Origin of the sequence: Thiomicrorhabdus aquaedulcis, from assembly GCF_004001325.1 — a bacterium.
GTDB lineage: Bacteria > Pseudomonadota > Gammaproteobacteria > Thiomicrospirales > Thiomicrospiraceae > Thiomicrorhabdus > Thiomicrorhabdus aquaedulcis.
Window position 1 is genome coordinate 77098 of the sequence record NZ_AP018722.1, and the last position, 23934, is coordinate 101031.

A 23934-nucleotide genomic window follows, 5' to 3' on the forward strand; every position below is an offset into this window, starting at 1 on the left:
ACCAAAAAACCCTTTGACCAGGCCTGGTCAAAGGGTTTTTTATGGCTGTTTTAATGACTTAAATGGTTTAAATTTAAATCGTTTAACCAAACATCCAGCTGGTTGGGTTTGGCACGGGTTGTTGTTTGCCCAGTAACTGAATACCTTTAATGCAACGCACAATCAGCCACACCAAGGTAAACAATAAAATAAGCCAGCCAATTAAAATGGTGGTTAATATTATGCCCACAAAGCCATACAGCACGCCAATCCAAAACGTTCTAATCGCGTATTGATAATGCGACTTTAACACCTCGGGCGCATCGCCCTTATTAATGTACGCCATAATAAGCCCCACCACACCGGTTAACGGAATAAGTAAGTTAAGCAAATACAACACGTAAATAATCATGGGCACCGTGGTAGAAATTGGCTCGGCAATCGCCTGCGCGGCCGGTGCAACCGGTGCGGGCGCGGTGGTTTCAATCATCGACTCTTGTGAATTAGGGGTTGGGTTCATTGTAATCTCCTGTTAAAGCTTGACCAGGCCTGGTCAAAGGGTTTTTAGTGTTTTTGTGAGTGGGTTTAGGGTGTTTCAAGCCCCTTTAATCGCTAAAAATGAGACAAAATTATACGCTTGAAACCAGATTCCGGCTGAGGCGAAGCCTACTGTTTTAAAGCGGTTTAAATGAAAATCGGCGGTGTCGCTAATAAGCACGTTTTCGAGCGAGTTACGTTTTTGGCTTATTTCGAGTTCGGAATAGCCGTTGCTGCGTTTAAATTGCAAATGCAAATGTTCAATGGCGTCTTGCAGGGCGTTGTCTTCAAAATGAATTTTTTCGGACACAATCAAAATGCCGCCGGGTTGCAGGCCATCATAAATGCGTTGCAACAGCGGTTGGCGTGCCTGTGGGTCAATAAATTGCAAAGTAAAGTTAATCACCACGACCGAGGCGTTGGTGATGGGCACTTGGGTGACGTCGGCGCAGAGTAAGTCGACAGGCACATCGGAGTGATAGGCGTGCAGGTATTGACCCGCTCGTGCAATCATGGCCGGTGAGTTGTCAATGGCGACAATATTGCACGGACGATGCTCGACATTGCGGCGCAGGGTGAGCGTGGCCGCGCCCAGTGAGCAGCCTAAATCGTACAGTTGAGTATGGTCTTGGGCGTGACATTTGGTCAACTCACCAATGCCGGTTAAGATGGTTTGATAACCCGGCACCGAGCGTTGAATCATGTCGGGAAACACCGCCACCACCGATTCGTCAAACTGAAACGCGCCCACCGCTTCGTGCGCTTGGGCAAACAAAGTGTCGCGTTGATGGTCGGTTAGGTGCGGCGTATTTTTCATGGCGGGTTCTCAGGTGCGTGCAAAGTCATTAAGATATTTTTGTTTATTGGCGGTCACTTTAATTAAATAATTTCTGGCCTCGGCGTATTTTAAACGGCTTTTAAGATATTGGTAAACTTGTTGACTGGAGAGGCGATTAATTTTTGCAGCGCACGAGCACGGTCGCTGTCAAACGCATTAAACACATTGCCACTGCCGGTGTTGTAAGCCGCAATCACACAATATTCGCGTGATTTGGCGTTGGTAACGCCTACTAAATAGCGGGTAAATAAAATGGATAAATAGGCCGCGCCGTATTCAATATTTTGCGCGGGTTGAAACAGCAAGTTTCTGCTTGGCGTGCCATCGCGCTGGTTAAGCAAGCGATAAACGTCGCGTCCCGCGGTGGTGGGCACAATTTGCATAAGCCCATAAGCGGGCGCGTGACTGACGGCGTAGGGATTAAACGCGCTTTCGGTTTCGATAATGCCCGAAATTAACGCGGGTTCCACGTGAAACCTTTTGGCTTGACGTAATACGATGGCTTGATAGCGGTGTTGTTGCTGCCCCTGAAAATCGTTGACCATGTCAAATTGCACAAAGTGGGTGGTTTTGCCTTGCACGCGACGGGTTTGCAGGCGATTTTTTATTAACCAGTCGGCGTATTGGTTAGCGCGCCACACGGTGCGAATGGTGGTGCGAGTGTGGTCTTTTACCAAACCGTATAAAAAGGGTGTTTTGCCGGTAATAATATCTTGGTCGCTAAACAGATCCACTTGGCTGGGGTCGTCTGGCGTTAAGAGCGTGCTAATAATGGCTTTTTTTAACGCGGTTTTGGGGGCGTTGGCGACCAAGGTTTCGACTTGAATGTGGCCGTTATTAAAGTCAATTAAGGCGCGACTTTGATAGGTGTCGGTGTATTTAACGTACTCTTTGGGGCTGGCCATGCGCTTATCGCCCCAATTTTTGGTAATTTGGTTTAAAAATCGGGCGAGTTGTTGGCGAATCAGACCGTCAATTTCGGGCACGCCAACGCCGGGAATTTGTGCGGTCACCGCATGGGTCACATCGCCTTTATAGAGTTGATGACCGGTGCTGACGCCACGCCTAATTTGCGTGGCGGTACAACCGCTTAACCCAACGCTGCTGACTACGGCCACGGTCGCCAAGGGGTAGGTTGCGCCTAAGAGTAATTGTTTTATAAACAGCCGACGTTTCATGGGAGGGGCATTGAGTTGGCCGAGTTGTTTATAACTTTTTTACAATGCAATGGTCTCATTTAGTAGCGCGATGGGCGATTAGCCACTTCGGCCAGTCCCCAGGCCTGGGGAAGTGAGTCGGACTCTATGCGTGTTTCGAGTTCGTCGTCAAGTTGCCAAAAAAGTCAATTCCGGTGCGCGCTTCCACAGCGTCAACGGTGGTGACCAGTTGCTGTAAATTAACATTGGGCGGGGTGTCTTGTTCAAATATAAACGCCAAGGCAATCGCTGGGCGTTCGGGTGTCGTGGGTTTAATTAATATTTTGTAAAATGCGCTGGGAATCACTACGCGACTGTTGTTAAGTGTAGGCTGTTGTTCGTTAAAAATAGGGCCGGTTACTACCCAAAACTCACCGTGTTTTTTAGCAAAATCGTTGGCGACAATTTCTTCAAGGCGCTGCCATGACTTTTGATTAAGCTTGGGATTTTGCGGGGTAATGTTGGTCATTAAAAAGTTTGTGATTGGGCATTTACGCCATAGCGTGTGGCAATAAGGTGGTTGGGTGCCATGTGGCCACGGTCAAACCCCGAGCCGGTGTAATCGTCGTGTGCAATGCTTGATGGACTGCGCCAGTCGGACTCAAAACGACTGGGGCGTTTGCCTGCCTTATAAATAGGCTCTCCCACTTTATACGTTACCCACAGCGGGTTGGCGAGTTTTTCAGAGTAACCCAGCATAAAACCATCGTTACGAATAACATGTGACCAGCTGTTGGCGGCATGGCCTGCGTGCATTTTAGGAACACCCATGTAGGCCATATTAGGACGAGCAATTTGGGTTTCATAAGCGTACCAAGCACCGCCCAATACAATAATAAGCAAAGCAAATTGTGGGCGACGTTTTATCCAGGACATCATAGGCACAAGCCATTGACCTAATGTACGGGCATTTATGTTTGAGCGGGCAGAAGAGCGACGACGTGTGGTTTTCATAAGGCGTTTACTTTGAGAGTGTTTAAAGTGGTTAAAAGCCTTTGGCGACTTTAGAGTGCCGTTTGGCATAAATTAGCGTTTGTTTTGTGTGCGCTCAACCTGTTTAATTTTTAGGTGCAATGCCGCCTTTGCCATTAAATGCGCACTGACTGGAGCGGTAATAAACAAAAACAACGTCACCAATATTTCGTGGGTGCTTATTTGCTCAGTTGCCAAGCTAAAGTAAAGTGCAGATGCCACCAAAATAGCACCCACGCCTAAGGTTGTGGCTTTAGTAGGGCCATGCAGGCGCATAAAAAAATCGGGTAATTTTAGTAAGCCAATCGAGCCTACCAGCGTAAACACTGCGCCAATTAACACCAAGGCGGCCAAAATATAATCAAGCATGTGGGTTCCTTTTTACATCTAATTTAAACGTTTTAAATCAATAAACCAGTAAGTGACCAGGCCTGGTTATTCCATAATATCGCCGCGCAATAGGTATTTGCTTAAAGCCACAGTACCCACAAACCCCATTACGGCAATCAACAATGCGGCTTCAAAATACAGAGAGCTGCCTAAATACAAGCCCAATAAAATCAGTAAAGCAATGGCGTTAATGTATAAAGTATCCAGCGCTAAAATTCGGTCGGGCACATCGGGCCCTTTTACCAGGCGCACAAAACTTAGCAGTAACGCTAAGCTTACCAAGGCAAATGCAAAGGGTAATACGGTCATTAACATGGGGCAAATACCTTTTTTAAGGGGGTTTCGTAACGGGTTTTAATTTGCAAAATGGTGTCTTCAATGTCGTCAACATGCAAAGCGTGAATAATTAAGTGCGTGCCATCGGGGGTTAAATCACACGATACCGTGCCGGGCGTAAGCGAAATGGTGTTGGCCAATAAGCTGATACCCAGTGGTGTAGTAATGCTTAATTCGTATTCGAAAAAGCCCGGTTTAAGCGCGTCGTTTTTACCCAAAATAAGTTTGGCCACGGCAATGTTGGCCACCAAAATATCCCACAACACCACGGCCAAAAACTTAAGCAAAGTAAGCGGTGCTTTGATGCAGACTTTTTCGGGCCAAAAGCCCGAGGTAAGTTTGGGAATGACAATGGCTAAAATGGCTCCCAATACCATGTGGCCTGCGCCCACGGTATTGTTAAGCAGTAACCAAATAACCCACAGCATCACTGATAAAACAGGATGAGGCAATAACCAAGTAAGCATTTTAGACATTATTGGTTGCTCCCAGGGGTGTGTGAGTTTTGCATGCTTTGCGCATCTTGAACCGTTTGATTAACCGGCGCGGCACTTAGCACAGCGTTGATGTAGGCGTGTGTATTAAACAGTTGTACTGCACTGGCTTGTGTAAACGCACTGATTGGATTGGCAAACAGTACCAGGCCTGGGCTGGTTAAAAACAGCGCCAACACCACCGCCATGGCGGGTTTGTTAAGTGCTGAGCCTTGGTCTAACGCAGCTTGATGAGGTGTTGTGGTTAGTTTGTCGGTTGATTTAATGGGTGACAGGGTGCGATAAAACAACCAAGAGCCACTGCGCGCCATAGCGATAATCATCATTAAACCTGCGCCTAACACCACGGCTAAAATAACGCCAAACCACGGATGACTTAGGGCGCTGTTTAAAATGAATACCTTGCCAAAAAGCCAGACAACGGTGGTAATCCGGTTAACGCAATAGCACCAAACATAAAGACCGAGCCTACTAAAATAGCGTTTTGCATAGATGGCGCTTCACAAAACTGGTCGCCAAACGAACCTCTTCCACGCGTAATAATGTCGGCTAATAAAAACATCGCACCGGCCATAAAGGTCGAGTGAATTAAATAATACAGCGTGGCGTTAAGAGCCGCAGGGCTGTTAAGCCCCACGCCAATTAATAAAGTGGCCACCGAAGCCAAAACCAAATACGCCACTTGTTCTTTTAAACCACGCGCCGCCAAAACCCCTAAGGCCGCCATAAACAACGTCACTAACCCTAATCCCAGTACCCAAGGGGCAAAAAGACCCGCCAGTTGGCCGGCATCAATGCCAAACACGGTGCCATGCACTCTTATAATGGCGTAAATACCCACTTTGGTCATAATGGCAAACAACGCGGCCACCGGTGCCGAGGTATTGGCGTAGCCAGCGGGCAACCATAAGTACAGTGGGAACATGGCGGCTTTTATGCCAAACACCACCAGTAACAACAAACCGGCTGCGGCAATAACGCCTAAGTTTTCGGGTGGGGCAATGGCGACTTTAGCGGCCATATCGGCGATGTTAAGCGTGCCCAATACACCGTATAACGCGCCCACGGCAAATAAAATAACGTAGAGCCAATTAGGTTAATGACCACATAGTGCAAACCCGCTTTGGTACGTAGACGACCACTGCCGTGCAACAGTAAACCGTACGACGCTAACAGCAATACTTCAAAAATACAAATAGGTTAAACACGTCACCGGTTAAAAAAGCACCGTTTAAGCCAAACAATTGCAGGTGAAACAGCACGTGAAAATGCGCGCCTTTTTTATCCACATTGGTAAAGATTGCATACAAGACCGCCCCTAGCGCCAATACGCTTGTAAGGGTAATCATCAGTGCCGAGAGTTGATCGAGAACCAGCACAATTCCAAAAGGTGCCGCCCAGTTGCCCAATAAATAAATGTGATGCTCGCCACCCACGGCGGCAAATAACAATGCGACCGACAAGGCAACCAGGCCGATTACACCCAATACGCTTACCGCACGTTGAAGGTTTAAGCCGCCTAAGCGCGCAAGCAATAAAAATACGCCCACCAACAGGGGCAAAAAGACCGGCCAAGCCGTTAAGTGACTCATTAATTTTCTCCCTTGTTAGCCCAAGAATCGGCTAAACGTGAGGTGGTTTTAGCGCTGGGTGTAACGCGCGCACTTAATTGACTGGATGTATTGTCATTGGCCACTTCATCGTGCGCTAGGTGCAGGCCGTCTACATGATCGTTGCCCAATTCGCCACGCGCTTTTAGCGCCAATACAATTAAAAACGCGGTCATTCCAAAGGCAATTACAATGGCGGTTAACACCAATGCTTGTGGTAGTGGGTCGCTGTAACCAGCGGCGGCGGCATCAATCACCGACGGCTGGCCAATGGTTAAACGTCCCATAGCAAATAAAAAGACGTTAATGGCATAGGCCAATAAGGTTAGCCCCAGCACCACTGGAAAGGTACGAGCTCTTAAGGTTAAAAAAACGCCCGTGGCGGTTAATACGCCAATCACGAAAGCAATTAACCATTCCATTATGATTCTCCCAAATGCGTAGATGAGTGGGTGGGTTGAGCGGCAGGCTTGTTTAGCACCGCACTGTGCGAATGATGACTAAGTTTGCCTAACTGCACTAAACTTAATACCGTAGAACCTACTACCACTAAGAACACGCCAAGGTCAAAAGCGATGGCGCTGGCCACTTCAAACTCGCCCACCACGGGCCAATGCACATGGCTAAAGGTAGAGGTTAAAAATGGATACCCTAAGCTCATAGCCACCAAGCCGGTGGCTGTGGCAATAAGCAGCCCCACGCCAATGGCGGTTTGCATGCCCACTTTTAAGCGTTCGTTGGTCCAGGCAATGCCGTTGGCCAAATACTGCACAATTAAGGCTACGGCGGCAATTAAGCCGGCAATAAAGCCGCCACCGGGTAAATTATGCCCGCGCAAGAAAATAAACACCGCCACTAATATCATCAACGGCAGTAATAAGCGGGTAAGGGTTTTCATAATAGCCGGATGGTGGTCGGTGTTCCATGCAATGCCTTGCGTATTGTGAGTGGGCGCGGGCAGTTTCATGCCTTGTAACAGGGCATAAATACCCAGACCGGCTAACGCCAATACCGCAATTTCGCCTAAGGTATCGGTGCCTCTAAAGTCCACTAAAATAACGTTGACCACATTGGTACCGCCACCACCGGGTACTGAGTTTTGAATAAAGAACTCTGATATAGGCGCAAAATCACGGCTTAACACCGCCAGGGTTAGCAAGCTGGCCGAAACACCCGATGCCAGTGCAATAAGGGCATCTCGTCCCAGTCTAAAACGACTGGTTTCCGAAGGTGTGCTTTGCGGTAAAAAGTACAATGCCAGCAACAGTAAAATAATGGTTACCACCTCAACCGACAATTGAGTAAGAGCCAAATCGGGAGCCGAAAATTTTACAAACCCCAGTGATATCACCAGGCCTACTACCCCTAAGGTAATCAAAGAAACCAAACGTTGTTGATGCCATACAAGCGTAAGCACACTGGCCACCACCAAGGCCAACACCGCCAAAACGGTCACCCCTTCAATGGGTAAGAATTCACGCGTACCCAACAGGGGAGCGTCAAAACTAGCAAAGCCAATAAAGCCTGCCGCTAAGGCGGTTAATATCACCCAAACTGAGGCAAACTGCAGCGAGCCTTTGTCAAAACCACGTGTTACTTTATGCGCCATAAACATAAGCGCGTTCATTAACGCGTTGTAAATAATGCGTGCATCCCAATGCGCTAAAGTGCGTTCGTGCCACGCAAACAAAGGCTTGCGCAGTAAATACACCACCACACCTAAGGCTAACGCCACCGCACTCATGGTTAAGGGCACATTAAAACCGTGCCAAATGGCCAAGCTGTATTCGGGTGGTGTGCTTTGCAAAGTGCCTGCCACTGCCACCGCCAAAATGGGGGCGACGGTAAACATAGGCACAATGCCCACGGCCAAACAGACAATCACCAATAAATCGACGGGGATTTTCATAAAGCGTGGCGGTTCATGTGGGGTTTTAGGTAAATCGATGGGTTCGCCGTTAAAAAATACGTCATGAATAAAGCGCAGTGAATAAGCCACCGAAAACACCGCCGCCAAGGTCACCAATACCGGAACGCCCCATGCCAATACCGACGCATTGGCCGAGCTGACCGCTTGTTCAAAAAACATCTCTTTGCTTAAAAAACCATTTAACAACGGCACACCGGCCATTGCGGCCGCGGCAATCATCGCCAAGGCGGCGGTGTGAGGCATGTACTTTAACAAGCCGTTGAGTTTACGCATGTCACGTGTGCCGGTTTCGTGGTCGATGATGCCCGCCACCATAAACAACGACGCTTTAAAGGTGGCATGGTTAATAATATGAAAAATCGCCGCCACGGCCGCCAACTGAGTGCCAAAGCCAAATAACAAGGTAATTAACCCCAAGTGACTGATTGTAGAATAAGCCAATAAGCCTTTTAAATCGTGCTTAAACAACGCGGTATACGCGCCAATAAGAAGGGTAATTAAACCCGCTCCGCCTACTAAAAACGTCCACTCTGCCGTGCCCGATAATGCGGGAAAAAAACGCGCCAGTAAAAAAATACCGGCCTTAACCATGGTGGCCGAATGCAAATACGCCGACACCGGCGTGGGCGCGGCCATAGCGTGTGGCAACCAAAAATGAAACGGAAACTGTGCCGACTTGGTAAACACGCCCAATAAAATCAACACCAAAATAGGCACGTACAATTCATGTGCACGAATTAAGTCGCCTGCGGCCAACACGTCGGTTAGGTTGTAACTGCCCACGATATTGCCCAGCATAAGAACGCCACCCAACAAAGCTAACCCGCCAGCGCCGGTAATGGTTAGAGCCATGCGCGCGCCTTGACGAGCCTCTTTGCGATGCTGCCAATAGCTAATCAATAAAAACGAGGTGAGCGAGGTGAGTTCCCAAAAAACCACTAATTGCAGCAGGTTTTCGGACAGTACTATGCCGAGCATAGAACCCATAAACATCAGCAAGTAGGCAAAAAATCGCCCCATGGAATCTTTTTCGGACAGGTAGTAGCGGGCGTAAATAATGACCAATAAGCCAATGATTAAAATCAGTAACGCAAACAATAACGCCAATCCATCCAGTCTAAAGGCAAATTCTAGCCCAATGCTGGGCATCCATTGCCAGCTCTGAATTAACGTTTCACCGGTAAATGGCAATGCCATGCTCGGGGCTAAAAAAGCCAAAGACAACGCCGTTACTAGCGCGGCAGTCCAAGCCGATGCAACGCGGTGAAAGCGCGCCGACCAGGCAACAAAAATAGCCCCAATAAACGGCAGTAACACCACAATAGGAAGGTTTAATGAGAGTAAAGTCATGCGTTATCCGATGGTTTTGAGGCTTTAAAAAATGTAAAAATGGTGCGTTAGCCTGTTTGTAAAACAATAATTGATATTTTAAAAGGGCTAGATAATACCATGATAGTCAACACAATTTAAGCCGCCAGTTACAATCAAGCCAACATTAATCGGCTTTACGCTGTGCCAAAACATGCACATAACGCGCCATATTTCTAAAGGTGGGGGCGCGACAATAGCGGTATTCGAGGGCAAACAACTCGTCTAAATCGGTTTGCGCCAACGCCTCGGGCGTCATGTAATCGTGAAAAATTCTAATGCCGGTATGCACTTTAATTTCAAACCCCCAATCGGCCAGCCATTGGCACACTTCTTCGGGGGTTTGCGGGTTGGGTGGAGTGAGTTTTTTGCCCTTGCCCATGTAGTCGTCGGTAAGCAAACTTTGCAAACGCCATGCGCCTTTTAAGGTGTTGCGAATCACCACCGAATTGCGGTTGTAAAACAACAGCGACAAATGGCCGCCAGGTTTAACCTGATTGGCCACCGTGTTGAGCGTGGCTTTTGGCTCGCCCAACCACTCTAAAACAGCGTGAAACAGCACCAAATCAAACTGCGGTAAGGTGGGCGCTAAGGCTTGCGCCGCGCCCTCTAAAAACGTAGCCGAAAGGTTGGCCTGTTTAAAATTTTCTTGCGCGCGCATCAACATTTGATGCGACACATCGCACGCCGTAATGTGGTGGCCAGATTGCGCCAACCATTGGCTCATCTGCGCAAAACCACACCCGGCATCCCACACGGTTAATGGCGCTTTAACCAGGCCTGGTAAGTTGGGTATATTTGGCAAATCGCTTACAAACCTCTGCAAGTCTTCTTTAAGCAATTTTAAACGCCATTCCCCTTTAAGCGTGTCATACACTTTAGACTCAAACTTATGCACCAATTTATCAAAATTGCGATCGCACGCTACGTTGTTGGGCGTGGTTTGATGGGCAGAAGAACTGGCAGAATAACTGTTAGAAGACGGCGAAGAACTCGGTGGCGTTTTAGGCATGCTCGGGTACACTTATAAGCTGTTTTAAAACCCCTATTGTAAAGTGATGGAGAAATCATGTCAGCCAAAGTCTATTGTTTAGCCCAATTTAACCCCAAACCCGGTCAAGAAAACGCCCTGTTTAGCGTATTGCAAAGCCTAGAACCCAACACCCTGCGAGAAGACGGCTGCCTGCAATACCGCGTAACCCGCCAGATTGCCAGCCCCTTTGCCACAGGCACCAGCTACCCTATTGTGTTTAACGAAATATGGGCCAACATGGCCGCCTTTGAAGCCCATTGCCAACGCCAAGAAATCGTCGATTTTTTTAACACCTACTGCCTAGCCCCCAACGGCCTAGCCGCCCAATGGAACGTCTGCGTTTACAGCGATCAACCGCAAGACTACGACGCCCCGAAAATATAAAGTAATAAAAATTAAATTGACCAGGCCTGGTCAAGAGGTTAATGCGTTTTTGGTGTCTTGATTGCCAAAAATATAAGTGTAGATATTTCTACAAAATAAGTTTTTTAGCTTATATTTGTAGCGGGTAATAATACGAGTTGGCCAATGCACAAATTTGAGCGTAAAAGAGCGTTATTAAAGCAACTGCAACAGACTAAGCGGCCGCTAAGTTTAAAGCTATTGGCGCAACAGCAGGCCTGTTCGGTTAAAACAATACGCCGAGACATTGACGAGCTGGTCATGGAACGATCAGCTCCCTGGTTTATTTTAAACGGACAGGTTCACCTTGATGAACTTAGGCAACAACAAATAGAGCACGAAGGCTATTGGTTTACCTCAGAAGAGCTTTTTTCATTACTGGCGCTTTATAAGATGATTGATGCTTTGGCAGAAGGCTTATTAGCCGAGCATTTTGCGCAGGTAAAGCCGCTTATATTAAACATGCTGGGTGCCAAAGAAAAAAGTCAAAACCTCATTGATAATATTAAAATTATTCCCATTGCGCAACCGTCAGTCGACAGTCAACTGCTTAATAAAATTACCACGGCCATCGCTCAACAGAAAAAACTAGAAATTGAATTCTGGAATCGTCGCACTGATCACATCAAGCTTCGCGAAATATCACCCTATCAATTAGTTCGCTATCGCGACCGATGGCTAGTGGACGCCCATTGCCACCAACAAAATGCCTTACGCAGCTTCTCTTTAGAAGCCATTTTGCGCGCAAAAATCCTTCCACAAAAAGCACGGCTAGCCAATTTTGAAGCGTTAAACACCTATTTTCAATCCAGTTACGGCATCTTTAGCGGCCAGGCCGACAAGGTAGCCATTATACGCTTTAGCGCCTACCAAGCCCGCTGGATCAAAGACCAACAATGGCACCCAAAACAAATAACCGAATGGCTAGAAGACGGCCGATACCAATTAGCCTTGCCCTATAAAGAAGATTTAGAACTGATTCAGGACATTCTTAAATACGGCGCAGAAGTAGAAGTCATCAGCCCGCCACAGCTGCGCCAAAAAGTGCACGAAACCCTACAAAAAACACTGGCGCTGTACGCAGAAAATTAGCGGGACAGGTTTTGTCCCAATCGATTGATATACTTAAATAACATTGCAACTCAAAGACTTTTTGGAAAAAAATGAATACATATTATGGGCACTCAGGTAAGAATCCAGATAAATCAGATTGGCAGACATTGCAAGACCATTTGCATGAAGTTGCAAACATTGCCAAACATAATGCACGTTATTTTGGTGCGGAAGAACTGGCTTATTTGGCAGGTTTGCTACATGACTTGGGAAAGTACACCTCAGAATTTCAGGCGCGTTTAGGCGGTTCACCTAAAAAGTTGACCACGCTACCGCTGGTGCAAAAATAGCATCTGAAATTTTGCCAGATGAATTGTTTGGTTGGCCATTTTATAAATTTTTAGCTTATGCCATTGCTGGTCATCATGCAGGTTTAGCCAATGGAATTAATGAGGGTGATGGGCGGAGTACGCTTGAAGCGCGTTTAAAACAAACTCTTGGTAAAGAGTTATGCCAGCTAGATAATGAGGCTTGGCGCAAAGAATTGACTTTACCTGAAGTAAATCAACTTTCACCAAAAATTCAGCCTCACCCTGATCAGGGCATTCATGGTTTTCAGTTCGCATTTTTAATCCGCATGATTTTTTCTTGTTTAGTGGATGCCGACTTTGTAGATACAGATAAGTTTTATAAGCAATTAGAGGGTAAGCCTTGGTTGCGAGGCGGGTATCCAGAGTTGGTTGACTTGAAATTCGTTTTTGATGCCTATCTTCAAGATAAGTCAGCCAATAGCAAACCAACCAAGGTCAATCAATTACGCCAAGACATTTTAACTACCGCGCGTGAGCGTTCGCACTTGTCACCAGGCCTGTTTACGTTCACCGTGCCAACAGGAGGCGGTAAAACTTTTAGCTCTATGGCGTTTGCATTGGATCATGCTTTGCAGCATGGTATGCGTCGCGTGATTTATGTGATTCCGTTTACCAGCATTATTGAACAGAATGCTAAGGTTTTTCGTGAGGCGTTTGGTGAGTTGGGCGAAGCGGCTGTGCTCGAACATCATAGTAACTTTGATGATAGGCGTATCAAAAATGAAGATACGCAAGATAAGCTCAAATTGGCTATGGAAAACTGGGATATGCCGATTGTGGTGACCACCGCAGTACAATTTTTTGAATCCTTATTTGCGGATCGGCCTTCGCGCTGCCGCAAGTTACATAATATTTCCGGCAGTGTGATTATTTTGGATGAAGCGCAAACTCTGCCGCTTAAATTTCTTAAGCCTGTAATGGCTGTGATTGATGAGCTTGCTCGCAATTATGGATGTTCTGTGGTGCTGTGTACGGCTACCCAACCTGCACTGTGCGCGCCAGATTTTGATAAGGGGTTTGAAAATGTGCGTGAAATTGCGCCGAATCCTGCAAGGCTTTTTGAAGAATTAAGCTTGGTCAGCGTTAGCCATTTAGGCGAGTTGGAAGATGAGCAATTATTAGAGCGGATTAAGGCAAATGAACAAATTCTAACTATTGTTAATAACCGCCGTCATGCACAATCTTTATTTCAAGCGCTCAAGGGAAGGCAGGTTGAAGGCGTTTTTCATCTCACAACCCTTATGTGTGCCGCGCATCGTATTCAAACTCTAAACACACTTCGTGAAAGATTGAAAAACAACCAGGCCTGCCGAGTGATTTCAACCTCGTTAATCGAGGCGGGCGTTGATGTTGACTTTCCATGCGTTATGCGTGCCGAAGCTGGACTGGACTCCATAGCCCAAGCCGCTGGGCGCTGTAACCGCGAGCGTTTAAAAACCAAAGAAGACAGTCATGCTTGGGTGTTCAAGTCACCCGATTGGAAAATTCCGCCGGAATTGGACGGCTTGGCGGCCGGTATGCGTTCGGTGTTTCGTCGCGGTTATGACAACCTGCTAGGGCAGCAAGCGATTAAAGAATATTTTTCGGAAGTCTATTGGCGCAAGGGTGATGAGTTAGATCAAAAGCGGTTAATGAAAATGCATCAGGATCACGCGCCTAAGATGACTTTTCCTTTTCAGACCATTGCGAAAGAGTTTCGGATGATCGAAAGTTTTATGCATCCAATTTTTGTGCCGTTTGACGAGGAAGCAGAATCTTTATTGGCGCAACTCAAAATAACGGATGAGGTGGGTAAAGTGTTGCGAAAACTCCAGCCTTATATCGTGCAAATTCCTATGAAAGGCTTTGAGGCATTACAGATGGCGGGAGCGATTCAGACAGTTGCACCGCATCGGTTTGAAGACCAATTTTGGGAGCTGATTAACCATGATATTTATGATCAAGAGTTTGGTATAAGTTGGAATGATCCGTCATTTATCAAAGCAGAAAGTTCAGTTATTTAGTCGCCGTTTGGCGTGGATTAATGGAGGAGAAATTAATGGCTTACGGAATTAAACTGCATATTTGGGGTGATTATGCGTGTTTTACACGACCAGAGATGAAGGTGGAACGAGTATCTTACGACGTGATTACACCATCGGCAGCGCGTGGCATTTTAGAAGCGATTCACTGGAAGCCCTCAATACGTTGGGTGGTAGATCGGATCCATGTTTTAAAGCCGGTGCGTTTTGAATCGATTCGGCGCAATGAATTGGGTAATTGCAAAATTTCGGCTTCAAAAGTAAGCGGGGCCATGAATAGGAAAACAACGCAGGATTTATACTTTTTGATTGATGACGGTGACAATCGTCAACAAAGAGCCACAACGCTGCTTAGAGATGTCGGATATGTGATCGAGGCTCACTTTGAATTGACCGATAAAGCCGGCAGTGAAGACTCAGTTGGTAAACATCTCGATATTTTTAACCGCCGCGCACGTAGGGGGCAGTATTTTCATCAGCCGTGCTTAGGCAATCGTGAATTCCCCGCCTATTTTGCATTGATTGAAACGGATGATGGCTTTCCTACTTCCGATTTAGTTGATGTATCTAAGGATTTGGGTTGGATGTTGCACGATATTGATTTTGCCAATAATGCCGAACCTAAGTTTTTTAGAGCGGAATTAAAGAATGGTGTGATTGAAGTCCCTCCCTTTAATGCAATGGAGGTGGTGCAATGATATTAATGGCTTTGACTCAATATTATGATCGTTTAGCCAATGCCAGCGATGGTGCAAAAGTACCCGCTTACGGTTTTAGCGAAGAAAAGATTGGCTATATTCTTGTGCTTTCTGAAAAAGGTGAGCTGGTGGACGTTGTACCAAACTTAACCGATGAAAAAAAACCGCGGCCTAAGTTTATGGCGGTGCCAAGACCTGAAAAAAGAACGTCAGGCGTTAAGCCAAATTTTTTGTGGGATAAAACAGCTTATGTATTAGGTATAGCATTGCCTAAAGACAAAAAAACTGAGGTTGTTTTTGAATTGTCTTTAGTTACGTTTGAAGCATTTCGGGATACACATTCGTCACTATTGAGTCAGACAGAGGATAAGGGTCTAAAAGCGGTTTTCCAATTTTTGCAGAATTGGCAACCAGAAAATTTTGAGTCTTCTGTTTTAACTTCAGACATCTTAGACGCAAATGTTGTGTTTCGATTGGATGGGGTTCGCCAATTTATCCATGAATCTATTGAGGCAAAAGAAATTTGGTCGTCACAGCTAAAGTCAGAAGATGGCAAAGAAGCCATGTGTTTGCTTACAGGCAAGCAGCAACCCATTTCAAGATTACACCCATCTATTAAAGGGGTTTCCGGAGGTCAAAGCTCAGGCGTGTCAATTGTTTCATTCAATAAAGATTCATTTGAGTCTTATGGTAAAGAGCAGGGGGTAAATGCCCCTGTATCTGAACAAGCTGCATTTGCCTACACAACAGCATTAAATTACTTGTTACGTCGCGAAAATAGACAAAGTATCGGTTTGGGGGATACGACTATCGTATTTTGGGCGCAGGCGGATAAAACTGAAAAGGCTCAAAAAGCCGAATCCTTATTTATGAACTTCTTTAATCCACAGTCGGCAACTGACGAGTCAGAGACAGTTCAGTTACAAGTTGAAATTGAAAAGTTGGCTAAGGGTCGCCCTTTGTCTGAAATCGCACCTGACCTAGATCCTAAAACTCAGTTTTTTATTTTGGGATTGGCACCGAATGCGGCGCGACTTTCAATTCGCTTTTGGTTGCAAACCGAGTTTGGTTATATTCAACAAAAACTGTCCGAGCATTTCCAAGATTTAGCACTAGACCCATTGCCCTGGAAAACACCGCCTTCAATTTGGCGTTTGTTAATGCAATTAGTTCCGCATCGGGAAGGGCAAAAAAACAAAATTGAAGATGTACCAGCGCATTTAGCCGGCGAGTTAATACGCTCGGTTTTAACCGGGCAACGCTACCCTAGAGCGATACTTGCTCAATTGCTATCACGGTTTCGTTCGGATGGCGACATAAATGGTTTACGGGTCGCAATGGTTAAAGCCGTTTTACAAAGAGAGTTTAGAAAACAATTAACCAAAGAGGAGATTCCAATGAGTTTAGACGAATCCAATACCAACCCTGCTTATTTGCTCGGCAGACTGTTTGCGGTGTTAGAAAATATTCAGCGAGGTGCATTAGGCGATAAGGTTAATGCCACGATTGCAGACAAATATTATGCCTCGGCTTCAACCGTGCCTTATTCAGTCTATCCAAGACTATTATCAGGTAGTAAGCACCATTTATCGAAGATTCGTAAAGAAAGGCCAGGCTGGGCTTTTAATTTAGAAAAAGAGTTGGGGCAAATTATGTCGCAATTGCCAACTGAATTTCCTCGCCATTTTTCGATTGAAAACCAAGGCCGTTTTTCGATTGGTTATTATCATCAAAAGAATGCGCGCTTTGTCAATGCAATCAAAGATGAAACTAATGAATTAATCTCTGAAGGAGAAGAATAATGACTATTCAAAACCGCTATGAATTTGTGTATTTTTTTGACGTAATTAACGGTAATCCAAATGGAGACCCAGACGCGGGTAATATGCCCCGGCTTGATCCCGAGTCCAGTAAGGGGCTTGTTACTGATGTCAGTCTTAAGCGTAAAATTAGAAACTATATTCAGTTAAGTGAAGAGCAAACGCCTGGTTATGATATTTACGTTCAAGAAAAGGGCGTTTTGAACCGTCAAAATCAAAAAGCCTATGATGCCTTGGAAATTAAATCTGAATCCAAAAAATTACCTAAAGAGCAGGAAAAAGCAAAAGCCGTGACGGATTGGATGTGCGCTAACTTTTTCGATGTTAGAGCCTTTGGTGCGGTAATGACAACCGAAGTGAATTCAGGCCAAGTACGCGGGCCTTTACAGTTGGCGTTTGCTAAATCTATTGATCCAATTATTCCATTAGAAATATCGATTACCCGTATGGCGGTAACCAACGAAAAAGATTTAGAAAAAGAGCGCACTATGGGGCGTAAGCACATTGTGCCTTATGGTTTGTATCGGGTGCATGGTTTTGTTTCAGCCAAATTAGCCGAAAAAACCGGCTTTTCAAGTTCCGACTTAGAAAAGGTTTGGAAGTCATTGGAAATGATGTTTGAACACGACCATTCTGCTGCACGTGGCGAAATGTCAGCACGTAAGTTGATCGTGTTTAAACATGACAATGCTTTAGGTAGTGCGCCCGCGCATAAATTGTTTGAACGCGTCACAGTTGAGCGTGTTAATGGCGAAGAAGGTACGCCTGCCAGTGAGTTCAAAGACTATGCTATACAACTGAATCAAGAGGGTTTAAAAGAAATGGGTGTTGAAGCCAAAGAGATCTTCTAGCCATGCCCGATACCCGTTTAATCCCTTTGTCGGCATTACAGCATTATGCCTTTTGTCCGCGTCAGTGCGCACTCATTCATAATGAGCAGGCCTGGTCGGAGAACTGGCTTACCGCACAAGGCCAGCAACTGCATCAGCGGGTTGATTATGGTTTACCCGAATCCCGTAAGGGGATTCGTTACGAGCGCGGGGTGGAAGTCTCTGCCCCAACGCTCGGTTTAACCGGAAAGTTGGATTTGGTGGAGGTGGAAATCACCACCGGAGCCTGTTTTCCGGTTGAATACAAGCGTGGCAAACCCAAGCAAGATCATATTGATTTAATTCAACTCTGTGCCCAGGCTCTCTGTTTGGAGGAGATGTTGGGGTTAGATGTTCCACATGGAGCAATTTGGTATTGGCAAACACACCATCGTCACCAAGTAGAGCTCACCCCAGAGCTTCGGCAAGAAACGTTCAATATTATTAATTCAACCCGTGAATTGCTTAATTCCAGTCAAACCCCCAAAGCCAAGTATGAAAAAAAGTGCCAGGCCTGCTCACTCTACGACTTATGCAATCCTAAGCTAACATTCCGCGACGCCAGCCGCGCTTATGTAAAGGCGATTTATCAGGAGAACACCGATGAAGAAACTGCAAAATAGCCTTTACATAACCCGTCAAGGGGCTTACTTACACAAAGAGCGCGAAACCTTAGTGATCGAGGTCGAAAAAGAAAAGGCTATGCAAGTGCCGATTCATGCTATCCAGGCTATTTATTGTTTTGGAAACGTAATGGTATCGCCATTTTTAATGGGGTTTTGCGGTGAAAATGGCGTGCATTTGGCGTTTTTTACCGAGTACGGTCGGTTTTTGGGGCGGTTACAAGGTAAGCAAACGGGAAACGTGTTGTTGCGACAGGCGCAATACAAAACCGCCGAGCTTAAACCAGAGTTAATTTCGCGCAATATTATTGCCGCCAAATTGACTAATTCGCGTTCAGTTTTATATCGTCATTTACGAAATTACGCTGAAAATAAATCCGTTAATCAAGCGATTATTCAAATTAACTCTGCCCTTGGGCGTTTACAAAAAGCCATACAATTAGACTCGATTCGCGGCATAGAAGGGGAAGCCGCCGCATTTTACTTTGGCGTATTCGACGAATTGATTTTGCCATCGGTCGGTGAGGGGTTTGAATTTAATACGCGAAGCCGTCGTCCGCCATTAGACAGAGTAAACGCCTTGCTTTCATTTTTATACAGTGTGGTCGGCAATGACATTAGTGCCGCGTTGCAAGGTGTTGGGCTTGATCCGCAAATGGGCTTTTTACACCAGACCAGGCCTGGTCGTGACAGTTTAGCGCAAGATATTCTGGAAGAGTTTCGAGCATGGTTGGTGGATCGCTTAGTGTTAAGTTTAATTAACCGTAAACAAATCAAAGCCAATGACTTTGTGATAGAAGCCAGCGGCGCAGTCAAATTAAAAGACGATGCGCGAAAAACGGTGCTAGTTGCTTTGCAAAACCGCAAGCAAGAAACGGTAAAGCATCCATTTTTAAATGAAGATGTGCCTATTGGTTTATTGCCCCATGTACAAGCACTTTTGCTAGCGCGTCATCTACGAGGCGATTTGGCAGAGTATCCTCCCTTTGTTCCGCGTTAGGAGAAATCAATATGATGGTTTTAATTACTTATGATATTTCATTTGATGACCCAGGTGGACAACGTCGGCTGCGTCACATTGCAAAGGCTTGTTTGGATCATGGCGTACGCGTACAGTATTCGGTGTTTGAGTGCGAAATTGACCCAGCGCAATGGGTGGCATTAAAAGCCAAACTACTCGAAATTTATAATGAAGATGCCGACAGTTTGCGATTTTATATGTTGGGTACTAAATGGCGAAGTAAGGTTGAGCATCATGGTGCTAAAAAAGCACTGGATATTTTTCAAGACACGTTGATATTATAAAGTTATCCTATATGATAACAAGGGTGAGTTATGTCTAAAGAGTGGATAATAAAATTCTATACGGGTGTAGAAAACGACATTCGTGAAATGCCTGTTGGTATTCGAAGTAGGATGGTGAAGTTACTTGAAGTGATTCAGATAAAAGGTCCTGATTTAGGTGAGCCAATGACGAAACCGATGGGAAAAGGGTTATTTGAAATCCGAGCAAAAGGGACAGAAGGGATTGGCCGAAGCCTATTTTGTTATCAAAAAGGCAAGATGATTGTAGTTTTATATGCTTTTGTTAAAAAAACACAGAAGACGCCAAAAACTATTTTGGAGATTGCAAGACAACGTCAAAAGGAGATTGAACATGCAAATGATGACATTAGATGAATTAAAAAGTGAATTAATGCAACAACCTGATTTTAAAAAGGAATATGACGCGCTTGAAGAAGAGTTTAAGTTGATTGAAGTCTTGGTTGATATGCGCCAAAAAGCAGGTCTAACCCAAGAAGAAATTGCGCAAAAAATTGGCACTAAAAAAGTAATATTAGCAGGTTAGAGTCCGGCACGGGTAACCCAGGCTGGAAGACCCTACAAAAATACGCTCACGCCTGCGGGTTTAAAATTCAATTGCAGTACTCTTAATTTAACCTGCCTTTTTAGCTCGCGCTAACCCCTGGTGCTCTTTAAAAACCCGGAACCTTAGCGATAAGCCAAAACAGCCTAAAATTGGCAATTATTGATTCTTAAAATATTAATTTTGTTAAAATACAAACGCCTATTTTTAAGGTTAGCGAATTCCCGTCTACAGCCTAACGATTTACTAGCCTTAAAACATAAGCAGTCGCGCCCCCCGCGGGCGCGTGGATTGAAACTAAAACATAAACAAACATTGCGAAACTATCATTTTCGTCGCGCCCCCCGCGGGCGCGTGGATTGAAACGTCCTGAGTGGCAATACCTGGCCGCTCATACGAGTCGCGCCCCCCGCGGGCGCGTGGATTGAAACTAATAACAACGGCAAACCAACATAAGCACCGCCGTCGCGCCCCCCGCGGGCGCGTGGATTGAAACTCGTGATGATTCTAGTGCGTTTTGAATTACCGCAGTCGCGCCCCCCGCGGGCGCGTGGATTGAAACGCGGCAAGTGCTTTGAGTTAAGCGTTGTACTCTGTCGCGCCCCCCGCGGGCGCGTGGATTGAAACCCACCTTACGGTTTTATCAACAATGATACTGGCTGTCGCGCCCCCCGCGGGCGCGTGGATTGAAACAAACCAAAGCTACACTTTCCGCCTGCGCGTTAGGTCGCGCCCCCCGCGGGCGCGTGGATTGAAACGACCTACCCCAACACGTCGCACAAGTAGCCAAAGAGTCGCGCCCCCCGCGGGCGCGTGGATTGAAACAATAGTACGGGCGAATTTGGCCACATTTGCGGAAGTCGCGCCCCCCGCGGGCGCGTGGATTGAAACCCAAAATAGGCTTTTACCGGTACCCTGCGGACCGTCGCGCCCCCCGCGGGCGCGTGGATTGAAACATAAAGTCCTAGGTTTTTGTAGTTGTCGCCGCCCAGTCGCGCCCCCCGCGGGCGCGTGGATTGAAACAAATGGAATCAACTATCGCTACAGTAGCTATTGAGTCGCGCCCCCCGCGGGCGCGTGGATTGAAACTCCGCCTCCTCCGGTTGAGAAGACAAACCAAGAGGTCGCGCCCCCCGCGGGCGCGTGGATTGAAACAACAGCGTACTTTGTTTCAAGCGAACGGCTATCCTGTCGCGCCCCCCGCGGGCGCGTGGATTGAAACCATGTACCCGGCCATTAGGCATGGCTGGTATGTAGTCGCGCCCCCCGCGGGCGCGTGGATTGAAACGAGCATTTGGTCGTATGGAATAGAAGTCGTTGCCGTCGCGCCCCCCGCGGGCGCGTGGATTGAAACCCACAAAACCCACTGTGTGCTTAAACGCTTGGGTGGTCGCGCCCCCCGCGGGCGCGTGGATTGAAACTAAGGCCTGCTGGGTCTGCTGAACTTGGCTGGTGTCGCGCCCCCCGCGGGCGCGTGGATTGAAACTGACCCATGACGTCTTTGTCGTCTGGGGTTAAATCGTCGCGCCCCCCGCGGGCGCGTGGATTGAAACGGTGCCATTGGTCGCCGCCGCGCTGTAAGGCGCGGTCGCGCCCCCCGCGGGCGCGTGGATTGAAACTAGCTTACTGGTCTTTTTAGCCATTGCGCCAAAGGTCGCGCCCCCCGCGGGCGCGTGGATTGAAACAATTTCGTATGCCAACCCGTTTGGGGCAAAGAATAGTCGCGCCCCCCGCGGGCGCGTGGATTGAAACACAGCACGATTGGCTAAGACTTCATCAATCTGATAGTCGCGCCCCCCGCGGGCGCGTGGATTGAAACTTGCGTATGGCACGAGAGCCTCGGTTGCTATGTGCGTCGCGCCCCCCGCGGGCGCGTGGATTGAAACTTAAAGTCGCTTCCATCTTTTAGAACAGATTCAGGTCGCGCCCCCCGCGGGCGCGTGGATTGAAACTACCACGGGCGGCTGGGGCGTTAATCCATTCACTGTCGCGCCCCCCGCGGGCGCGTGGATTGAAACGGTGATAAGGCGTTTTATTTTTGGGTTAAACGTGTCGTCGCGCCCCCCGCGGGCGCGTGGATTGAAACAGCGCCCATGGTGCTGTTTACTAATAACAGCACGGTCGCGCCCCCCGCGGGCGCGTGGATTGAAACTTCAAACTCTTTAGAGCGCATACCGCGCGCTAAGGTCGCGCCCCCCGCGGGCGCGTGGATTGAAACTAGATTTTTATCAATTTGCTTTTTCATGGCGTTAGTCGCGCCCCCCGCGGGCGCGTGGATTGAAACTACCAGCGGCCTACCCATGCCGCTTATGCCTTTTGTCGCGCCCCCCGCGGGCGCGTGGATTGAAACTATGACGAAGTCGTTATAGGGTCGGACCCCAACCGTCGCGCCCCCCGCGGGCGCGTGGATTGAAACATTGAGAATAACGCGAGGAGCACCTATGAGCTTTCGTCGCGCCCCCCGCGGGCGCGTGGATTGAAACAAACGTTACACCCAATAACAGCAGCAGGGTATTGCGTCGCGCCCCCCGCGGGCGCGTGGATTGAAACTTATGATTATTACGCCAAGTGTGAAGAAAGTCGAGTCGCGCCCCCCGCGGGCGCGTGGATTGAAACTAGGGAATGAGGAAGGGTAGGGGATCGTATTCAGTCGCGCCCCCCGCGGGCGCGTGGATTGAAACTCCGCATCGACAATGCATGGGTTGTCGTATCTACGTCGCGCCCCCCGCGGGCGCGTGGATTGAAACAACGTCAGGGGTGAGGTTAATTGGCTCATACGGCAACCTTGTCGCGCCCCCCGCGGGCGCGTGGATTGAAACAACGTCGCGGCCGCGTCGGCCTACCACGTTTTGGTCGCGCCCCCCGCGGGCGCGTGGATTGAAACCATTATAAGTTTTTACGGTTAAAAAAACGCCGTAGTCGCGCCCCCCGCGGGCGCGTGGATTGAAACTTAGAATCCTGTTCAGATGTTTTTAAAGAAAAGCGTCGCGCCCCCCGCGGGCGCGTGGATTGAAACAATAGTAGCCTAAAGGCAACTATAAGGCAACAAGTCGCGCCCCCCGCGGGCGCGTGGATTGAAACCGCTCCAACCTCCAACCGCTTGCAAAAGAGGCCATGTCGCGCCCCCCGCGGGCGCGTGGATTGAAACCAAATGTAAACGTCACGGCCAACAATTGCGTCAAGTCGCGCCCCCCGCGGGCGCGTGGATTGAAACTAGCACGACCGGTTGGTGCTCGTTTGATAAAAACAGTCGCGCCCCCCGCGGGCGCGTGGATTGAAACACGTTGATTATTAGTTGCGGCTTGTACTTGTCGGGTCGCGCCCCCCGCGGGCGCGTGGATTGAAACACATGGTTAACATGATTGAGCGCGTAGGCGGTATGTCGCGCCCCCCGCGGGCGCGTGGATTGAAACATCTTTGTGCAGCCTTTGGCCACGCTCAACGGCTTGTCGCGCCCCCCGCGGGCGCGTGGATTGAAACTCAAGACTAGTCACCCATTGAAAACCTTTTAAAGTCGCGCCCCCCGC

The 23934-nt window shown here is 47.6% G+C and carries 21 protein-coding genes, 2 pseudogenes and 1 CRISPR repeat array (1 of these 24 only partly in view); of the genes and pseudogenes, 12 read left to right on the forward strand and 11 right to left on the reverse strand.

Annotated elements, in window-relative coordinates; translation table 11 throughout:
* Window positions 1-82 precede the first annotated feature (82 nt).
* The 11 genes and pseudogenes from EP181_RS00315 to EP181_RS00365 form a co-directional block, all read right to left on the reverse strand.
* The gene (locus EP181_RS00315) at window positions 83-499 is read right to left on the reverse strand and encodes a DUF4870 family protein (RefSeq protein ID WP_232023447.1); all 417 of its coding nucleotides are present in this window, start codon (window positions 497-499) and stop codon (window positions 83-85) included.
* A 75-nt stretch (window positions 500-574) separates the two neighbouring features.
* On the reverse strand, window positions 575-1333 hold the full coding sequence (gene cmoA / locus EP181_RS00320; RefSeq protein WP_127469890.1) for a carboxy-S-adenosyl-L-methionine synthase CmoA: 759 nt from the start codon (window positions 1331-1333) through the stop codon (window positions 575-577).
* A gap of 89 nt (window positions 1334-1422) precedes the next feature.
* Complete coding sequence (locus tag EP181_RS00325; RefSeq protein WP_232023448.1) at window positions 1423-2532, reverse strand: murein transglycosylase domain-containing protein; 1110 nt, start codon at window positions 2530-2532, stop codon at window positions 1423-1425.
* Between the two features lie 124 nt (window positions 2533-2656).
* A pseudogene (locus EP181_RS12815) lies at window positions 2657-3573 on the reverse strand (DNA/RNA non-specific endonuclease).
* Between the two features lie 3 nt (window positions 3574-3576).
* Window positions 3577-3891 (reverse strand): Na+/H+ antiporter subunit G, encoded by a 315-nt coding sequence (locus tag EP181_RS00335; RefSeq protein ID WP_127469891.1) that lies wholly within the window; start codon window positions 3889-3891, stop codon window positions 3577-3579.
* A 66-nt stretch (window positions 3892-3957) separates the two neighbouring features.
* Complete coding sequence (locus EP181_RS00340; protein WP_127469892.1) at window positions 3958-4227, reverse strand: K+/H+ antiporter subunit F; 270 nt, start codon at window positions 4225-4227, stop codon at window positions 3958-3960.
* Window positions 4221-4715, reverse strand: a complete 495-nt coding sequence (locus tag EP181_RS00345) for a Na+/H+ antiporter subunit E (RefSeq protein WP_127471715.1) — start codon at window positions 4713-4715, stop codon at window positions 4221-4223. Before EP181_RS00345 ends, EP181_RS00340 begins: the two co-directional genes overlap by 7 nt.
* A gap of 8 nt (window positions 4716-4723) precedes the next feature.
* A pseudogene (locus EP181_RS00350) lies at window positions 4724-6334 on the reverse strand (monovalent cation/H+ antiporter subunit D).
* Entirely contained in the window at window positions 6334-6774 is a 441-nt protein-coding gene (locus EP181_RS00355; RefSeq protein WP_127469893.1) for a Na+/H+ antiporter subunit C, read from the reverse strand. The pseudogene EP181_RS00350 and the gene EP181_RS00355 overlap by 1 nt, the downstream one beginning before the upstream one ends.
* Complete coding sequence (locus EP181_RS00360) at window positions 6774-9632, reverse strand: monovalent cation/H+ antiporter subunit A (protein ID WP_127469894.1); 2859 nt, start codon at window positions 9630-9632, stop codon at window positions 6774-6776. Before EP181_RS00360 ends, EP181_RS00355 begins: the two co-directional genes overlap by 1 nt.
* A gap of 145 nt (window positions 9633-9777) precedes the next feature.
* Window positions 9778-10662 (reverse strand): methyltransferase domain-containing protein, encoded by an 885-nt coding sequence (locus EP181_RS00365; protein ID WP_127469895.1) that lies wholly within the window; start codon window positions 10660-10662, stop codon window positions 9778-9780.
* Window positions 10663-10719: 57 nt separating this feature from the next.
* On the opposite strand from EP181_RS00365, the gene EP181_RS00370 reads away from it, so the two are divergent.
* The 12 genes from EP181_RS00370 (at window position 10720) to EP181_RS00420 (ending at window position 20389) form a co-directional block, all read left to right on the forward strand.
* Window positions 10720-11067 carry a putative quinol monooxygenase gene (locus EP181_RS00370; protein ID WP_127469896.1) on the forward strand — a complete coding sequence of 116 codons (348 nt, stop codon included), beginning with the start codon at window positions 10720-10722 and terminating at the stop codon, window positions 11065-11067.
* Between the two features lie 144 nt (window positions 11068-11211).
* The gene (locus EP181_RS00375; protein ID WP_127469897.1) at window positions 11212-12177 is read left to right on the forward strand and encodes a helix-turn-helix transcriptional regulator; all 966 of its coding nucleotides are present in this window, start codon (window positions 11212-11214) and stop codon (window positions 12175-12177) included.
* 71 nt (window positions 12178-12248) lie between these two features.
* The gene (locus tag EP181_RS12580; RefSeq protein ID WP_197723381.1) at window positions 12249-12488 is read left to right on the forward strand and encodes a CRISPR-associated endonuclease Cas3''; all 240 of its coding nucleotides are present in this window, start codon (window positions 12249-12251) and stop codon (window positions 12486-12488) included.
* An 11-nt stretch (window positions 12489-12499) separates the two neighbouring features.
* Window positions 12500-14512, forward strand: coding sequence for a CRISPR-associated helicase Cas3' (gene cas3, locus EP181_RS00380; protein WP_197723382.1), 2013 nt, complete (start codon window positions 12500-12502; stop codon window positions 14510-14512).
* Window positions 14513-14547: 35 nt separating this feature from the next.
* Window positions 14548-15228 (forward strand): type I-C CRISPR-associated protein Cas5c, encoded by a 681-nt coding sequence (cas5c, locus tag EP181_RS00385; protein WP_127469898.1) that lies wholly within the window; start codon window positions 14548-14550, stop codon window positions 15226-15228.
* Window positions 15225-17030 carry a type I-C CRISPR-associated protein Cas8c/Csd1 gene (cas8c, locus tag EP181_RS00390; RefSeq protein ID WP_127469899.1) on the forward strand — a complete coding sequence of 602 codons (1806 nt, stop codon included), beginning with the start codon at window positions 15225-15227 and terminating at the stop codon, window positions 17028-17030. Before cas5c ends, cas8c begins: the two co-directional genes overlap by 4 nt.
* A complete protein-coding gene (gene cas7c, locus EP181_RS00395) occupies window positions 17030-17899 on the forward strand; it encodes a type I-C CRISPR-associated protein Cas7/Csd2 (RefSeq protein ID WP_127469900.1) in 870 nt (289 codons plus the stop codon). Before cas8c ends, cas7c begins: the two co-directional genes overlap by 1 nt.
* A 2-nt stretch (window positions 17900-17901) precedes the next feature.
* Entirely contained in the window at window positions 17902-18540 is a 639-nt protein-coding gene (gene cas4, locus EP181_RS00400) for a CRISPR-associated protein Cas4 (RefSeq protein WP_127469901.1), read from the forward strand.
* On the forward strand, window positions 18521-19540 hold the full coding sequence (cas1c, locus tag EP181_RS00405; RefSeq protein ID WP_127469902.1) for a type I-C CRISPR-associated endonuclease Cas1c: 1020 nt from the start codon (window positions 18521-18523) through the stop codon (window positions 19538-19540). Before cas4 ends, cas1c begins: the two co-directional genes overlap by 20 nt.
* A gap of 11 nt (window positions 19541-19551) precedes the next feature.
* Window positions 19552-19845 carry a CRISPR-associated endonuclease Cas2 gene (cas2, locus tag EP181_RS00410; protein WP_127469903.1) on the forward strand — a complete coding sequence of 98 codons (294 nt, stop codon included), beginning with the start codon at window positions 19552-19554 and terminating at the stop codon, window positions 19843-19845.
* Window positions 19846-19875: 30 nt separating this feature from the next.
* Entirely contained in the window at window positions 19876-20220 is a 345-nt protein-coding gene (locus EP181_RS00415; RefSeq protein ID WP_127469904.1) for a type II toxin-antitoxin system RelE/ParE family toxin, read from the forward strand.
* A complete protein-coding gene (locus EP181_RS00420) occupies window positions 20198-20389 on the forward strand; it encodes a hypothetical protein (protein ID WP_232023449.1) in 192 nt (63 codons plus the stop codon). The genes EP181_RS00415 and EP181_RS00420 overlap by 23 nt, the downstream gene beginning before the upstream one ends.
* A 284-nt stretch (window positions 20390-20673) precedes the next feature.
* Window positions 20674-23934: a CRISPR direct-repeat array (repeat unit 32 nt; unit sequence GTCGCGCCCCCCGCGGGCGCGTGGATTGAAAC); it runs 350 nt beyond the window's last position.

Excerpts from the sequence above, each read along its gene's own strand:
- EP181_RS00315 (WP_232023447.1), bottom strand. The coding sequence starts at position 499 with ATGAACCCAACCCCTAATTCACAAGAGTCGATGATTGAAACCACCGCG.
- cmoA (WP_127469890.1), bottom strand. The coding sequence starts at position 1,333 with ATGAAAAATACGCCGCACCTAACCGACCATCAACGCGACACTTTGTTT.
- EP181_RS00325 (WP_232023448.1), bottom strand. The coding sequence starts at position 2,532 with ATGAAACGTCGGCTGTTTATAAAACAATTACTCTTAGGCGCAACCTAC.
- EP181_RS00335 (WP_127469891.1), bottom strand. The coding sequence starts at position 3,891 with ATGCTTGATTATATTTTGGCCGCCTTGGTGTTAATTGGCGCAGTGTTT.
- EP181_RS00340 (WP_127469892.1), bottom strand. The coding sequence starts at position 4,227 with ATGTTAATGACCGTATTACCCTTTGCATTTGCCTTGGTAAGCTTAGCG.
- EP181_RS00345 (WP_127471715.1), bottom strand. The coding sequence starts at position 4,715 with ATGCTTACTTGGTTATTGCCTCATCCTGTTTTATCAGTGATGCTGTGG.
- EP181_RS00355 (WP_127469893.1), bottom strand. The coding sequence starts at position 6,774 with ATGGAATGGTTAATTGCTTTCGTGATTGGCGTATTAACCGCCACGGGC.
- EP181_RS00360 (WP_127469894.1), bottom strand. The coding sequence starts at position 9,632 with ATGACTTTACTCTCATTAAACCTTCCTATTGTGGTGTTACTGCCGTTT.
- EP181_RS00365 (WP_127469895.1), bottom strand. The coding sequence starts at position 10,662 with ATGCCTAAAACGCCACCGAGTTCTTCGCCGTCTTCTAACAGTTATTCT.
- EP181_RS00370 (WP_127469896.1), top strand. The coding sequence starts at position 10,720 with ATGTCAGCCAAAGTCTATTGTTTAGCCCAATTTAACCCCAAACCCGGT.
- EP181_RS00375 (WP_127469897.1), top strand. The coding sequence starts at position 11,212 with ATGCACAAATTTGAGCGTAAAAGAGCGTTATTAAAGCAACTGCAACAG.
- EP181_RS12580 (WP_197723381.1), top strand. The coding sequence starts at position 12,249 with ATGAATACATATTATGGGCACTCAGGTAAGAATCCAGATAAATCAGAT.
- cas5c (WP_127469898.1), top strand. The coding sequence starts at position 14,548 with ATGGCTTACGGAATTAAACTGCATATTTGGGGTGATTATGCGTGTTTT.
- cas8c (WP_127469899.1), top strand. The coding sequence starts at position 15,225 with ATGATATTAATGGCTTTGACTCAATATTATGATCGTTTAGCCAATGCC.
- cas7c (WP_127469900.1), top strand. The coding sequence starts at position 17,030 with ATGACTATTCAAAACCGCTATGAATTTGTGTATTTTTTTGACGTAATT.
- cas4 (WP_127469901.1), top strand. The coding sequence starts at position 17,902 with ATGCCCGATACCCGTTTAATCCCTTTGTCGGCATTACAGCATTATGCC.
- cas1c (WP_127469902.1), top strand. The coding sequence starts at position 18,521 with ATGAAGAAACTGCAAAATAGCCTTTACATAACCCGTCAAGGGGCTTAC.
- cas2 (WP_127469903.1), top strand. The coding sequence starts at position 19,552 with ATGATGGTTTTAATTACTTATGATATTTCATTTGATGACCCAGGTGGA.
- EP181_RS00415 (WP_127469904.1), top strand. The coding sequence starts at position 19,876 with ATGTCTAAAGAGTGGATAATAAAATTCTATACGGGTGTAGAAAACGAC.
- EP181_RS00420 (WP_232023449.1), top strand. The coding sequence starts at position 20,198 with ATGCAAATGATGACATTAGATGAATTAAAAAGTGAATTAATGCAACAA.